The sequence below is a fragment of the Burkholderia sp. BCC0044 genome (assembly GCF_902832955.1).
In the GTDB taxonomy this organism is placed as follows: domain Bacteria; phylum Pseudomonadota; class Gammaproteobacteria; order Burkholderiales; family Burkholderiaceae; genus Burkholderia.
Window position 1 is genome coordinate 608,525 of the sequence record NZ_CADFDO010000002.1, and the last position, 12,828, is coordinate 621,352.

The following is a 12,828-nucleotide window of genomic DNA, read 5'->3' on the forward strand; positions in this document are numbered from 1 at the left end:
CCGATAAGGAGAACGTGATGTCCGCAGACGATCGACTCGATGACGATGCCCGGATGCCTTCGCCGCTGCGCCGGAAAATGCTCGGCGGCCTGGCCGCCGCGCCGCTGATGGCGCTGGGCCTGCCGCGCGGCGCGTATGCGCAAACGCCGCCCACGGCGAAGATCAACACCACGGGCCTCGCGGTCACGGACACCACGGTGACGGTCGGCCAGCTCCACTCGGCCACGGGCACGATGGCGATTTCCGAAACCGGCTCGATCCAGGCCGAACGCCTCGCGATCGAGCAGATCAACGCGATGGGCGGCGTGCTGGGCCGCAAGATCCAGATCATCCAGGAAGACGGCGCGTCCGACTGGCCGACCTTCGCCGAGAAGTCGAAGAAGCTGCTGGAGAACGACCACGTCGCGGCGGTGTTCGGCTGCTGGACCTCGGCGTCGCGCAAGGCGGTGCTGCCGGTGTTCGAGAAGGACAACGGCCTGCTGTATTACCCGACCTTCTACGAAGGCCTCGAACAGTCGAAGAACGTGTTCTACACGGGCCAGGAAGCGACCCAGCAGATTGTCTGGGCGCTCGACTGGGCGTCGAACACGAAGAAGGCCAAGACCTTCTTCCTGATCGGCTCCGACTACATCTGGCCGCGCACGTCCAACAAGATCGCGCGCCGCCATATCGAACAGCATCTGCACGCGAAGGTGGCGGGCGAGGAGTATTACCCGCTCGGCACGACCGAGTTCGCGTCGCTGATGAACAAGATCAAGCTCGCGCGCCCGGACTGCATCTTCGCGACCGTGGTGGGCGGCTCGAACGTGGCGTTCTACAAGCAGCTCAAGGCCGCGGGCATCACGCCGCAGAAGCAGTTCCTGCTGACGCTGTCGGTGACCGAGGACGAAGTGCTCGGCATCGGCGGCGACAACTTCGCGGGCTTCTATTCGTCGATGAAGTACTTCCAGTCGCTCGAGAACGAGAACAACAAGAAGTTCGTCGCGGCGTTCAAGGCGCGCTACGGCCAGAAGTCGGTGATCGGCGACGTGACGCAGGCCGCCTATCTCGGCCCGTGGATCTGGAAGGCCGCGTGCGAGCGCGCGGGCAGCTTCGACGTGGACAAGGTGGTCGCGCACTCGGCCGGCATCGAAGTGGCGAACGCGCCGCAAGGCTACGCGAAGGTCGATGCGAACCATCACCTGTGGAGCCGCTCGCTGATCGGCGAAGGGCAGGCGAACGGCCAGTTCAAGGTCGTCGCGCAGTCGGAGCAGCCGATCCAGCCGAATCCGTTCCCGAAGGGCTACATGTAATCCGTCAACCGCAGCGGCGCGGCGGCCGATGACGCCGCCGCGCGAGGAGCGTTCGATGTCCGCTACCGATATTTTCAACATCACGCTGATGCAGGGCTTCGCCGGTCTGAGCCTCTTCAGCGTCCTGCTCCTGATGGGGCTCGGTCTCGCCGTGATCTTCGGCCAGATGGGCGTGATCAACATGGCGCACGGCGAATTCATGACGATCGGCGCGTATACCGTCTACATGTTCTCGTGGTTTTCGCAGAACGTCTGGCACGCGCTCACGCCCGTGTATTTCTTCTTCGCGATTCTCGCGGCGTTCGCGCTGGCCTTCGCGGCGGGCTGGCTCGCCGAATGGGCGCTGATCCGTCATCTGTACAAGCGCCCGCTCGACACGCTGCTCGCCACCTGGGGCCTGAGCCTCGGCATGCAGCAGGTGTTCCGCTCGACCTTCGGGCCGAAGGAAGTGAGTCCGGCGCTGCCCGACTGGCTGATGGGTTCGTGGGAGCCCACGCCCGGCCTCGACATTCCGGTGAGCGGCATGTTCGTGATGGGCCTCGCGCTGCTGATGACGGGCGGCCTGCTGCTCGCGCTCTATCGGTCGCGCTGGGGCTTGCGCGTGCGCGCCACGGTCGCGAACCGGCCGATGGCGAACGCGGCGGGCATCAACACGCGGCGCACCGACCGCATGACGTTCGCGATCGGCTGCGGGATCGCGGGCGTGGCGGGTGCGGCCTTCACGGCGATCGGCTCGACCGGGCCGACGAGCGGCTCGCTCTATATCGTCGATTCGTTTCTCGTCGTCACGTTCGGCGGCGCGGCGAGCCTGCTCGGCACCGTGGCGTCGGCGTTCGGCATCGCGCAGATGCAGTCGATCAGCGAGTTCTTTCTGTCGGGCTCGATTGCGCGCGTGCTCACGCTGCTCACCGTCGTGGTGATTCTCATGCTGCGTCCGCAGGGCCTGTTTGCGTCGAAGGTGCGGCGCGTTTAAGCGCCGCGGCTCGCGTGAGCGCGTTCACGCACCAGCGTCATTCACAGCTTCATTCGACTGGAGAGAGGGACATGGAACCCATCCAACCCGCGGCGGGCGGCGTATCCCCGCGATCCGGCCCGGGCGCGCGGCCGGCCGGCTGGCGCGCGCGCGCGGCACGGCTCGACGCGTCGGGCTATGCGGGCATCGTGCTGCTCGCGCTGCTGATCGTGGTCGTGTTTCCGCTCGCGCTCGACACGTTCCGCCTGAACCTGATGGGCAAGTACCTGACGTACGCGTTCGTGGCGCTCGGCCTCGTGATCGCGTGGGGCTACGGCGGCGTGCTCAGTCTCGGCCAGGGCGTGTTCTTCGGCCTCGGCGGCTACGCGATGGCGATGTTTCTGAAGCTGGAAGCGTCCGATCCGGCCGCCACGCACACGCAGACCACGCCGGGCATTCCCGACTTCATGGACTGGAACCAGCTCACCGCGCTGCCCACGTGGTGGAAGCCGTTTCACTCGTTGCCGTTTTCGATCCTCGCGGTGCTCGTCGTGCCCACCGCGCTCGCGTTCGTGATCGGCTACGCGATGTTCAAGCGGCGCGTGGGTGGCGTGTACTTCGCGATCATCACACAGGCCGTCGCGCTGATTCTGTCGGTGCTGATCATCGGCCAGCAAGGCTATACGGGCGGCGTGAACGGCATCACCGACCTGCGCACGCTGCTCGGCTGGGACATCCGCACCGATCACGCGAAGCTCGTGCTGTATTTCGTGAACGCGGCGCTGCTGATCGGCGCGCTGCTCGCGGGCCGCTGGGTTCAGCGCAGCAAGCTCGGCACGCTGCTGCTCGCGATGCGCGACAAGGAAGACCGCGTGCGCTTCTCGGGCTACGACGTCGCGATGTTCAAGGTGTTCGCGTTCTGTCTCGCGGCGATGCTCGCGGCCATCGGCGGCGCGATGTTCACGCTGCAGGTGGGCTTCATGTCGCCGTCGTTCGTCGGCATCGTGCCGTCGATCGAAATGGTGATCTACGCGGCCATCGGCGGGCGCATGTCGCTCGTCGGCGCGGTATACGGCGCGATTCTCGTCAATCTCGGCAAGAGCTGGTTTTCGGAGAGCTTTCCGAACCTGTGGCTCTACCTGATGGCGGCGATGTTCATCGGCGTGGTGATGGTGTTTCCGAACGGGCTGGCAGGGCTCTATGACGAGCATGTGCGCCCGCGCGTGCGGCGGCTGCTCGGCGCGGCGAACGAGGAGGCGTGAAGCATGAGCAATACCGACTTTCTGCTCGCGATCGAGGACCTGACCGTGTCGTTCGACGGCTTCAAGGCGATCGATTCGCTCAATCTGTATCTCGAACGCGGCGAGTTGCGCGTGGTGATCGGGCCGAACGGCGCGGGCAAGACCACGCTGCTCGATCTCATCTGCGGCAAGACGAAGGAAACGGCGGGCAGCATCAAGTTCCGCAACGAGGAAATCACGAATCTCGCGGAATTCCGCCGCGTGCGTAAGGGGATTGGCCGCAAGTTCCAGACGCCGTCGATCTACGAAAACCTGAGCGTCGCGCAGAACCTCGAAGTGTCGTTTCCGCGCGGCCGCAGCGTGTTCGGCGCGCTTGCCTATCGCGAAGATGCCGACGTGGCCGATCGCGTGCGCGACGTGGCCGGTGAAATCGGCCTCGCCGCCGCGCTCGACCTGGAAGCGGGGCTGCTTTCGCACGGCCAGAAACAGTGGCTCGAAATCGGCATGCTGCTCATGCAGGATCCCGAACTGCTGATGCTCGACGAACCGATTGCGGGCATGAGCGTGCGCGAGCGCGAACTGACCGCCGATCTGCTCGACCGCATCTGCCGCAACCGCTCGATGATCGTGATCGAACACGACATGGCCTTCGTGGAGCGCATCGCGCACAAGGTCACGGTCATGCATCAGGGGAAGATTCTCGCGGAAGGGCCGATGGCGCAGGTGCAGGCCGATCCGCGCGTGATCGACGTCTACCTGGGCCACTGAGTCGGCCACCGAACGACAACACGGAGAACACATCATGCTGGAAGTCGACGATCTCGTCGTCAGCTACGGCCAGAGCGAGGTGCTGCACGGCATCGGCTTTTCCGTTGCGCAAGGCGAAAGCGTGGCCGTGATGGGCCGCAACGGCATGGGCAAGACGACGCTGTTCAAGGCGCTGATCGGCATGCTGCCCGCCAATCGCGGCACGGTGCGCGTGGCCGGCGCCGACGTCTCGAAGGACGAGAGCTACCGCCGCGTGTCGAAAGGCATCGGCTACGTGCCGCAAGGACGGCAGATTTTCGCGTCGCTGACCGTCGAGGAAAACATTCAGACGGGCCTCGAAAACGCGCAAAGCCAGCGCGTGCCCGACGAACTTTACGCGTTGTTTCCGGTGCTGTTCGACATGAGAAAGCGCAAGGGCGGCAATCTGTCGGGCGGCCAGCAACAGCAACTCGCGATCGCCCGCGCGCTCGCGACCGACCCGAAAGTGCTGCTGCTCGACGAGCCGACCGAAGGCATCCAGCCGTCCGTCATCAAGGACATCGCCAAGGCGCTCAACCAGATTCGCACGAGCCGCAACATCGCCATCGTCGTGTCGGAGCAGGTGTTGAGCTTCGCACTCGACGTGGCCGACCGCCTGTTCGTGATCGAGGGCGGCCGCTTCGTGCACCAAAGCACGCGCGATGCGGGCGATACCGGCCGCATCCGCGAATACCTGTCCGTCTGAGCGCGGCGCGGCGTTCGCCCGCCGCGCCGTTTGTCAATCCGCGAACCCAGGAGCGAACGCCATGCCCGAAACTCTCATCAAGGTCGATCTGAACCAGTCGGCCTACGAAAACGAACAGGTGCACAACCGCTGGCACCCCGACATCCCGATGGCCTGCTGGGTCAAGCCCGGCGACGATTTCATCCTCGAAACTTACGACTGGACCGGCGGCTTCATCAAGAACGACGACAGCGCCGACGACGTGCGCGACATCGACCTGTCGATCGTGCACTTTCTCTCCGGCCCGGTGGGAGTGCACGGCGCGGAGCCCGGGGACCTGCTGGTGGTCGACCTGCTCGACATCGGCGCGAAGGCCGATAGCCAATGGGGCTTCAACGGCTTCTTTTCGAAGACGAACGGCGGCGGCTTTCTTACCGATCATTTCCCCAGCGCGCAAAAATCGATCTGGGATTTTCACGGTGTCTACACGCGTTCGCGTCATATTCCGGGCGTGAATTTCGCGGGCCTGATTCACCCTGGCCTGATCGGGTGCCTGCCCGACCCGGCCCTGCTCGAGACCTGGAACGCACGCGAAACCGGCCTGATCGCCACCGCGCCCGATCGCGTGCCGCCGCTCGCGAATCCGCCGTTCGCGGCCACCGCGCACATGGGCAAACTCGCGGGCGAAGCGCGCGACCAGGCCGCCGCGCAGGGCGCACGCACGGTGCCGCCGCGCGAGCATGGCGGCAATTGCGACATCAAGGATCTGTCGCGCGGCTCGAAGGTGTTTTTCCCGGTCTATGTCGACGGCGCGGGCCTGTCGGTCGGCGACCTGCACTTCAGCCAGGGCGACGGCGAGATCACGTTCTGCGGCGCGATCGAAATGGCCGGCTGGGTGCATATGCGCGTGAATCTGATCAAGGGCGGCATGGCGAAATACGGGATTCGCAACCCCGTCTTTCAGCCCAGCCCGATCACGCCGAACTATAACGACTACCTGATTTTCGAGGGCATTTCCGTCGACGAGCAGGGCGGCCAGCATTATCTCGACGTCACTACCGCGTATCGCCAGGCGTGCCTGAACGCGATCGAGTACCTGAAGAAATTCGGCTATTCGGGCGCGCAAGCGTATTCGCTGCTGGGCTGTGCGCCGGTGCAGGGGCACATCAGCGGCGTGGTGGACATTCCGAACGCGTGCGCGACCTTGTGGCTGCCCACGCAGATCTTCGACTTCGACATTCGCCCGAATGCCGACGGCCCGATCCGGCACATCCAGGGCGGCGTGGATCTGCCGTGTTCGCCGGATCTCGCGAACGCGTGATCGACACACTGACATTACGCGGGAAAAGGAGGCCGTCATGCCAATCTACGACTTCGAATGCGCGAGCTGCGGGCCGTTCTCGGTCATGCGTCGCATCGCGGATCGCGACAAATCGTGCTGCTGTCCCGACTGTGGCGCGGAAGGCGGACGCGTCGTCAGCGCGCCATCTCTGGCGCTGATGGGGGGCGCGCGCCGCGCCGCACACGCGACCAACGAGCGTGCCGCGCATGCGCCGCGTCAGTCCGGCGACGGGCCGCCGCTGCGCCATCGCGCCGGTTGCAGTTGCTGCCCGGGCGGCGCGGCGAAGCTTGCGGGCACGGCGTCGGACGGCCTGAAGCGGCCGGCAGGGCGGCCGTGGATGATCAGTCATTGAGGTGTGTGCCGCGCGCGAGCCGATGCCCATGAGCAGCGGCCGTCGCGCGCGGCGTCAACGTGTACGTGTTCGAGGAGGAAGCGTCATGCGACAGGGTGATATTTCGAGTAGCCGAGATTGTGTGGGTGTCGCGGTGGTCAACTACAAGATGCCGCGTCTGCACACGAAGGCGGAGGTGCTCGACAACGCGCGCCGTATCGCCGACATGGTGGCCGGCATGAAGCAGGGTTTGCCGGGCATGGATCTCGTGGTGTTTCCCGAGTATTCGACGCACGGCATCATGTACGACCGCCAGGAGATGTTCGATACGGCGTCCACGATTCCCGGTGAAGAGACCGACATTTTCGCGGCGGCGTGCCGCAAGGCCAACGTGTGGGGCGTGTTCTCGATCACGGGCGAGCGCCACGAGCAGCATCCGCGCAAGGTGCCGTACAACACGCTCGTGTTGATCGACAATCGCGGCGAGATCGTGCAGAAGTATCGCAAGATCATGCCGTGGACGCCGATCGAAGGCTGGTATCCGGGCGACCGAACCTATGTGACGGACGGGCCGAAGGGCCTCAAGATCAGCCTGATCATCTGCGATGACGGCAATTATCCGGAGATCTGGCGCGACTGCGCGATGAACGGCGCGGAGCTGATCGTGCGCTGCCAGGGCTACATGTATCCGGCGAAAGAGCAGCAGGTGATGGTCGCGAAGGCCATGGCATGGATGAACAACACCTACGTGGCCGTGGCCAACGCGACGGGCTGGGACGGCGTGTATTCGTATTTCGGGCATTCGGCGATCGTCGGGTTCGACGGGCGCACGCTCGGCGAATGCGGGGAGGAGGAAATGGGCGTGCAGTATGCGGAGCTGTCGCTCGGCATGATTCGCGACGCGCGGCGCAACATGCAGTCGCAGAACCATCTATACAAGCTCCTGCATCGCGGTTATACCGGCACGATCCATTCCGGCGATGGCGCGAATGGCGTCGCCGAGTGCCCGTTCGGCTTCTATCGCGACTGGATCGCGGATCCGGACGCCACGCGTCGCCGTGTCGAAGCGCTCACGCGTGCGACCCCTGGCACGCCGGAGTGTCCGATCGAAGGCATTCCGCATGAAGAGTGAGTACGCGCGCCGGGGGGATCGGGTGTTCATTGTGCGGCAGGTGCAGCACGCCATTCAGTTTTTGCCGCGGCAAGGAAGTTCTCAATGATTCGCGCAACTTCGGTCGGCGCCTCTAGCGGCGCCAAATGGCCGACACCAGGAAGAATGTGCATGGTCGCTTGCGGAATACGCGACAGCAGTTCCGCCCGCAATGTGACCGCGCGATCCACCTGGTCCAATTCGCCGGAGATGACGATCGTCGGAACGTCGATCGAAGTTACCGCCGCACTGATATCTTCGCGCATCGCCACCTCCGGCCAAGCGGCTTTAGCCTGCGGAGCACCCCTCAGGCTATCCTCGATGACCATTTCGCGGCAGGCGGCGTCGAGCGGTTTGGCGGTCAGTACGTGGTCGATAACGAATTCGACCGACTCGCGCGATTGATAGGCGCCTGTCAGCGTCGCACGTTCTTCCGCGGAAAGCAGCATCGGTGAGGGTGGTGATGGCGCGACCAGCACCAGACCTTGAAGCCCGTTCGGCCGTCGCGACGCGATGAACTGCGCGACCTTGCCACCCATCGAATGACCGACGAGTACGTAGCGTTGCAAACCCAATGTCTTGATGATGCCCTCGGCGTCTGCCGCGAGATCGGCAATACGGTAGCCATCTGCCGGTGCATCGGACTTGCCCCAGCCCCGATGATCCGTGGCAACGGTGCGATATCGGCTCGATAGCTGGTCTGTCACGCGTTGCCATGTCCGCGACGAGCCGCCGTAGTAATGCAGGAACACCAAGGCCGGGTCGCCCTGGCCGGCTTGGGTCACGTGGATTCGCGTGCCGTTCACTTCGATTTCCATTTGCGCTGCCTCTTCTCGGTTGGATGGGGGAATCGTAGCGTCGAGCCTGTAATTTGATAATTGTGCGCAGGATAGCGGCAGTCGATAATGGCGTTATCGAATCAGGTGAACGCGAAAATGGACCGATTGACCAGCCTTGGCGTATTCGTCGCCGCGGTCGAAGAAGGCAGTCTGGCCGCGGCCGCGCGGCGCTTCGGATTGTCGCCGGCGATGGCCGGAAAGCACGTGAGTGCGATCGAGGCTCAACTGAATGCGCGACTTCTGCAACGCACCACGCGGCGTTTGAGCCTGACCGATATCGGCCAGACGTACTACGCTCGCAGCAAGCAAATTCTGGAAGCGTTCGAAGACGCCAACCGGGAAGCGCACGATTCGCAACGCACGGCGCGCGGCGTTCTACGCATTGCGGCGCCTGTCACCTTCGGTGCGATGCACTTGGGCGAGGTCACTGCCCGCTATCTCGAGGACCACCCGCAGGTCAACGTGGAAGTGCTTCTCGGTGACCGCTATGTCGACCTCCTGGAGGCCGGTATCGACGTCGCCATCCGAATTGGGAAACTGCAGGGCAACGCGCTCGTCACGAGTCGCATCGCGCCATGTCGAATGGTCATATGCGCATCACCCGCGTACATCGAGCGGCATGGAATGCCGCGTAAGCCAAGTGATCTGCGTCATGCACAGCGGCTCGTCTTCAGCGAGGCCGTCTCAGCCGGAGATTGGACGTTATTCGATGCGAAAAACCGCGCGCATGTTATCGAAGGGCCCTGTCGAATCGCTGCCAACAACACCCAAATGCTTCTGTCTGCTGCGCTGGCAGGCGCTGGCGTCGCGTACGGCCCGACTTTCGTCTTCGGGGAGCATGTGCGACGGGGCGAGCTCGTCGCGCTACTGCCAAACTACCGAGCAACCGAGTTGACGATACAGGCTGTCTACCCGAGTGCTCGGCGCATACCGCTCAAGGTTCGACGGTTCGTTGACTACCTGACTGCAACGTTTGGCAATGAGCCTCCTTGGGATCGAAGTATGAAAGGGTAGGGTAGTGACAAGCCACGATGCGCTATCGGCTTGCCTGGTTCAGGGAGAAGTGGTTCCGAGTGCCGACATCAAATAGTCGATCACCACCCGAACTCGCGTCGGTACGCGTCGACCGGCTGGATAGACGAGGTGGGTTGCCATGCGTTCCGGCTGAAACTCGGGCAGGAGGGCCTCGACTTGCCCGGTATCGATTTCCGCTGCGAAGAGCCATCGTGGCGCCTGGGCAATGCCAAGCCCGTGCAGTACCGCGGCGCGCACCTGCTCTGCGTCACCCGTAAAGAAAGACCCCTGAGGAACGCGATGGACGGTTTCCCGCCCGACCTTGAAGCGCCAAGGGCGGCGCTCATGGTTTCGAGCGAAGACGACGCCCGTATGTCCGTCCAGATCGGCCAGCCGGGCAGGCCTGCCTTTAGCGGCGATATAGCCGAGACTGGCCACGAGCAGCGATTCCGTCTCCAATAGTTTTCTCGCTGTCAGCGAGGAATCCACCAGCGGCCCGTGGCGGATTGCCAGATCCACTCCTTCCCCGACCAGATCGACTTGTCGCTCGGATACGGACAATTCGAGCGCAACGTCCGGATATTGTCGAAAGAACCCGGGAAGCAGCGGCGTCACGCACAGGCGGCCGTAGGCAGGCGCGGTCGTCAATCTCACCAAGCCTTGCGGAGAGTGCTGTCGCGTCCCGACCGACGACTCCAGCGAATCGAAGTCCTCCATCAAGGGCTTGGCCGATTCATAGAACGCCTGGCCCGCCGCGGTGATCACCACCTGACGCGACGTTCGCAACACCAACTGAGCGCCGAGATACTGCTCCAGCGCGGCAATCTGCTTGCTTACGGTCGGTTGTCCAATGCCTTCCTCGCGCCCTACGGCAGAAAAACTGCCACATTCGACTAGTCGGACAAACAGGCGAATTGCATCCAGGCGATCCATGAGTACTTGTATCGATCCATTCTGTATTGGAATCGATGGTATGCCGGGCGGCTGCGTTTCGGCAACGGGCTTACTTGTTTAAGTTACCGGCTGTGCAGTTACCGCCATCACTGTTTACCGCTGGAGAAACGCGTCATGAAAGCTATCTGCGTTACCGCTGAACGCTCGTTGGAAGTTCGTGATATCCGGCCGCCGAGCCGGCCGGAAGCAGGTCATGTGCTGATCGACATGGAGGCATCTGCAATCAACCATGGCGACAAGATATTTTTGCGTATGCGGGCTGACGATGGCAAAGCGCTGCCGGCGAGCCAGCGCGACGTGTGGGGCGCTTCCGGCGCCGGGACGGTGGTGGCGACGGGTGCCGGTGTCCCAGAGCGTTATATGGGGAGACGCGTCGCTGTCTACCGATCGCTGAACCGTAGCGCGTACAACATCGGGCTTTGGTGCGAAAAAGCGCAGGTGCCCTACACGAGTTGCCTGATCTTGCCCGAACACGTCAGCGCACGGGACTATTGCGGGTCGCTCGTCAACGTGATCACTGCCTATGCGTTTCTCGAAACGATTACCGAGGCCGGGCATCGGGGCGTGATTGCCACGGCGGGGAACTCGGCAACCGGGCTGGCGCTCGCGGCGCTCGCTCGTCAGCGAAATATGCCGGCGATCTCCATGGTGAGGAGCCAGGCTGCGCAGGAGGCGCTGCAACGCCATGGTATCGAGCATATCGTGCGCGTCGATGAAGACTTTACCGACACATTCGGAAAGCTGTCCTCCGAGCTTGGCGCTACGGCTGTATTCGATGGGGTGGGCGGTGCACTGACCGGCCAGCTGGCAACCTGTCTGCCGATGCGCTCGTCGGTATATTTCTACGGCACGATGGCCCGAGCCGTTCCGTTTCCCGTGTCGGCGCCGCTCTTCATGATGAAAGATCTGTCGATGCAGCGTTTCAGCAATTTCGAGAGCCGCACGGTGAGAGAACATGCAAGGTTGGTGGCTGCGCTGAGTGCGCTCGAGAGCGTGATCGGCGACCCCGTGTTCAGGACGAGCCTCGGTCTGGAATTCAGTTTTGATCTGATTGACGAGGCTATGGCCTACGAACCCATCGATGGACGAAAGGCGATACTGATAAGCGAATCGTGAAGCGTCGATGGGGCGTATCGGTTTCGTGTCCGCCCTTTCAAGGCCTGCCACGCGATAGTCGGGAATGCCAGTGTTTCGTGGAATCGAGAAGCCGGTGGGTGAATGTCCGTTCGGCGTCGCATCGGACACTTGCCCCGACGTTGCAAGCCCGCGTTGCAGCTGTCGTTACTGCTGAAAATTCGGGGCGAAGGTCCTGCCGACCACGCCCGAGATGAAGTCGATCACCGCGCGAATCAGCGGCGCATGCCTGAGATCGGCATGTACAACCAACCAGATTTCGCGAGAGAACGACTCCCCATCGAACGGCAGGCGCTGCAGATCAGGATCGCTGTCACCCATGAACATCGGCAACCCAGCCACGCCGACACCCGTTCGGGCTGCCACCTGCTGCGTCGTGATATCACTGACTTCGCAAACGATCGGGCGACCTTGGGCAATCGACTCAAGCCACTTCTGGTGCGGCATTTCCGCGAATTGCGCTTCGTAACCAATGAATGCCCAATCGGCGGGAGTGGACGCGTGCTCATATCCGTGGCTCGCATATAGCCCGAACGTCATCTCACCCAGCTTGCGCGTGACGTTTTGTGGTTCGTCGGGGCGAGCGAGGCGCACCGCAAGATCCGCTTCACGGCGGCCAAGCGAGATTCGCTGCGCCTGACTGGCCATCGACAGCCGAATGCCCGGGTGTAATCGAGCGAATTCATGAAGGTGATTCGCGAAGAGGTTGTTCGCGAGCACCGGCGGCACGCTCATGGTCACCATGCCGTGCATCGGCATGTGTTCCGCGAGCGCAAGGCGCTCGATCGCAAACGCGTGCTCTTCCATTTGCTCGGCGAGTTGCAGAATCTGCCTGCCTGCCGACGTTGGTCGGCACGCGCGCGGCAATCTGTCGATCACACGTAACTTCAGTTCAGCTTCGAGCGCGCCGATGCGACGACTGACCGTCGCATGATCGACATTCAGTCGTCGTGCCGCGGCCGAGAGGCTGCCGGTTTGCGCAACGGCAATGAAGCAGCGAAGGTTTTCCCAGTCGAACATCGGTGCATTTTCTCCGGGTTGCTGTGCGATTTTGCGGAATATTCTCACAGACCGCGATCCTCTACGCTTCGACCTTCCCCATTCGAAG

13 protein-coding genes are annotated in these 12,828 nt (G+C 63.2%); 10 read left to right on the top strand and 3 right to left on the bottom strand.

Annotated elements, in window-relative coordinates; translation table 11 throughout:
• Nucleotides 1–17: 17 nt before the first annotated feature.
• The 8 genes from urtA (at nucleotide 18) to HWX14_RS11355 (ending at nucleotide 7,761) form a co-directional block, all read left to right on the top strand.
• Complete coding sequence (urtA, locus tag HWX14_RS11320) at nucleotides 18–1,292, top strand: urea ABC transporter substrate-binding protein (RefSeq protein ID WP_175882795.1); 1,275 nt, start codon at nucleotides 18–20, stop codon at nucleotides 1,290–1,292.
• A 55-nt stretch (nucleotides 1,293–1,347) separates the two neighbouring features.
• On the top strand, nucleotides 1,348–2,265 hold the full coding sequence (gene urtB / locus HWX14_RS11325; RefSeq protein ID WP_089470593.1) for an urea ABC transporter permease subunit UrtB: 918 nt from the start codon (nucleotides 1,348–1,350) through the stop codon (nucleotides 2,263–2,265).
• Between the two features lie 71 nt (nucleotides 2,266–2,336).
• Nucleotides 2,337–3,506: an urea ABC transporter permease subunit UrtC gene (gene urtC, locus HWX14_RS11330; protein ID WP_175882796.1), complete on the top strand. Its 1,170-nt coding sequence runs from the start codon at nucleotides 2,337–2,339 to the stop codon at nucleotides 3,504–3,506.
• A 3-nt stretch (nucleotides 3,507–3,509) separates the two neighbouring features.
• On the top strand, nucleotides 3,510–4,253 hold the full coding sequence (gene urtD / locus HWX14_RS11335; RefSeq protein ID WP_175882797.1) for an urea ABC transporter ATP-binding protein UrtD: 744 nt from the start codon (nucleotides 3,510–3,512) through the stop codon (nucleotides 4,251–4,253).
• A 34-nt stretch (nucleotides 4,254–4,287) separates the two neighbouring features.
• A complete protein-coding gene (gene urtE, locus HWX14_RS11340; protein WP_175882798.1) occupies nucleotides 4,288–4,977 on the top strand; it encodes an urea ABC transporter ATP-binding subunit UrtE in 690 nt (229 codons plus the stop codon).
• A 61-nt stretch (nucleotides 4,978–5,038) separates the two neighbouring features.
• Complete coding sequence (gene fmdA, locus HWX14_RS11345; RefSeq protein ID WP_175882799.1) at nucleotides 5,039–6,277, top strand: formamidase; 1,239 nt, start codon at nucleotides 5,039–5,041, stop codon at nucleotides 6,275–6,277.
• Nucleotides 6,278–6,314: 37 nt separating this feature from the next.
• Entirely contained in the window at nucleotides 6,315–6,650 is a 336-nt protein-coding gene (locus HWX14_RS11350; protein WP_175882800.1) for a zinc ribbon domain-containing protein, read from the top strand.
• An 85-nt stretch (nucleotides 6,651–6,735) separates the two neighbouring features.
• Nucleotides 6,736–7,761: an aliphatic amidase gene (locus tag HWX14_RS11355; protein ID WP_175882801.1), complete on the top strand. Its 1,026-nt coding sequence runs from the start codon at nucleotides 6,736–6,738 to the stop codon at nucleotides 7,759–7,761.
• A 26-nt stretch (nucleotides 7,762–7,787) separates the two neighbouring features.
• Here HWX14_RS11355 and HWX14_RS11360 read toward each other — a convergent pair whose 3' ends face one another.
• A complete protein-coding gene (locus HWX14_RS11360; RefSeq protein WP_175882802.1) occupies nucleotides 7,788–8,597 on the bottom strand; it encodes an alpha/beta hydrolase in 810 nt (269 codons plus the stop codon).
• 117 nt (nucleotides 8,598–8,714) lie between these two features.
• Between HWX14_RS11360 and HWX14_RS11365 the strand changes: the two genes are divergently transcribed.
• Nucleotides 8,715–9,632: a LysR family transcriptional regulator gene (locus tag HWX14_RS11365; RefSeq protein ID WP_175882803.1), complete on the top strand. Its 918-nt coding sequence runs from the start codon at nucleotides 8,715–8,717 to the stop codon at nucleotides 9,630–9,632.
• Nucleotides 9,633–9,671: 39 nt separating this feature from the next.
• Here HWX14_RS11365 and HWX14_RS11370 read toward each other — a convergent pair whose 3' ends face one another.
• A complete protein-coding gene (locus HWX14_RS11370) occupies nucleotides 9,672–10,565 on the bottom strand; it encodes a LysR family transcriptional regulator (RefSeq protein ID WP_175882804.1) in 894 nt (297 codons plus the stop codon).
• A 135-nt stretch (nucleotides 10,566–10,700) separates the two neighbouring features.
• On the opposite strand from HWX14_RS11370, the gene HWX14_RS11375 reads away from it, so the two are divergent.
• On the top strand, nucleotides 10,701–11,702 hold the full coding sequence (locus HWX14_RS11375; protein WP_175882805.1) for a zinc-binding dehydrogenase: 1,002 nt from the start codon (nucleotides 10,701–10,703) through the stop codon (nucleotides 11,700–11,702).
• Nucleotides 11,703–11,867: 165 nt separating this feature from the next.
• On the opposite strand, the gene HWX14_RS11380 is transcribed toward HWX14_RS11375, so the two are convergent.
• On the bottom strand, nucleotides 11,868–12,740 hold the full coding sequence (locus tag HWX14_RS11380; protein ID WP_175882806.1) for a LysR family transcriptional regulator: 873 nt from the start codon (nucleotides 12,738–12,740) through the stop codon (nucleotides 11,868–11,870).
• Nucleotides 12,741–12,828 lie beyond the last annotated feature (88 nt).

Excerpts from the sequence above, each read along its gene's own strand:
- urtA (WP_175882795.1), top strand. The coding sequence starts at position 18 with ATGTCCGCAGACGATCGACTCGATGACGATGCCCGGATGCCTTCGCCG.
- urtB (WP_089470593.1), top strand. The coding sequence starts at position 1,348 with ATGTCCGCTACCGATATTTTCAACATCACGCTGATGCAGGGCTTCGCC.
- urtC (WP_175882796.1), top strand. The coding sequence starts at position 2,337 with ATGGAACCCATCCAACCCGCGGCGGGCGGCGTATCCCCGCGATCCGGC.
- urtD (WP_175882797.1), top strand. The coding sequence starts at position 3,510 with ATGAGCAATACCGACTTTCTGCTCGCGATCGAGGACCTGACCGTGTCG.
- urtE (WP_175882798.1), top strand. The coding sequence starts at position 4,288 with ATGCTGGAAGTCGACGATCTCGTCGTCAGCTACGGCCAGAGCGAGGTG.
- fmdA (WP_175882799.1), top strand. The coding sequence starts at position 5,039 with ATGCCCGAAACTCTCATCAAGGTCGATCTGAACCAGTCGGCCTACGAA.
- HWX14_RS11350 (WP_175882800.1), top strand. The coding sequence starts at position 6,315 with ATGCCAATCTACGACTTCGAATGCGCGAGCTGCGGGCCGTTCTCGGTC.
- HWX14_RS11355 (WP_175882801.1), top strand. The coding sequence starts at position 6,736 with ATGCGACAGGGTGATATTTCGAGTAGCCGAGATTGTGTGGGTGTCGCG.
- HWX14_RS11360 (WP_175882802.1), bottom strand. The coding sequence starts at position 8,597 with ATGGAAATCGAAGTGAACGGCACGCGAATCCACGTGACCCAAGCCGGC.
- HWX14_RS11365 (WP_175882803.1), top strand. The coding sequence starts at position 8,715 with ATGGACCGATTGACCAGCCTTGGCGTATTCGTCGCCGCGGTCGAAGAA.
- HWX14_RS11370 (WP_175882804.1), bottom strand. The coding sequence starts at position 10,565 with ATGGATCGCCTGGATGCAATTCGCCTGTTTGTCCGACTAGTCGAATGT.
- HWX14_RS11375 (WP_175882805.1), top strand. The coding sequence starts at position 10,701 with ATGAAAGCTATCTGCGTTACCGCTGAACGCTCGTTGGAAGTTCGTGAT.
- HWX14_RS11380 (WP_175882806.1), bottom strand. The coding sequence starts at position 12,740 with ATGTTCGACTGGGAAAACCTTCGCTGCTTCATTGCCGTTGCGCAAACC.